This is a genomic window from Stenotrophomonas sp. GbtcB23 (assembly GCF_019091045.1).
Classification (GTDB): domain Bacteria; phylum Pseudomonadota; class Gammaproteobacteria; order Xanthomonadales; family Xanthomonadaceae; genus Stenotrophomonas; species Stenotrophomonas rhizophila_A.
In genome coordinates, this window is sequence record NZ_JAGXKC010000515.1 from 1 (window position 1) to 253 (window position 253).

Below are 253 nucleotides of genomic sequence, written 5' to 3' on the forward strand. Positions count from 1 at the left end.
CGCGTTTTCGGCCATTGGCGGTGACGCCAATGCTTTTGTCAAAGCATCTGCGCCGATGCGACGGGTTGCAGATCTCCGTCGCAGATTCTGACAGCAGCCGGACCGCCGTCCGACCGAAAGCGGACGAATAGTCTTGCGAAGTTGGTAGCGTTGTCGGCAAAGAGCTTGATCGCCCAACTACATTGCAATGAACATTGCGACGACCATAAAGATGCCAAGGCCAGACAAGAGGCCAAGTTTTGCGCCGATGCGT

General features: G+C 55.7%; 1 protein-coding gene. It reads right to left on the reverse strand.

The window, feature by feature from the left end:
- Positions 1-38: 38 nt before the first annotated feature.
- On the reverse strand, positions 39-253 hold a 215-nt coding region (locus KVS69_RS19965), incomplete at its 5' end, for a hypothetical protein (RefSeq protein WP_217539952.1).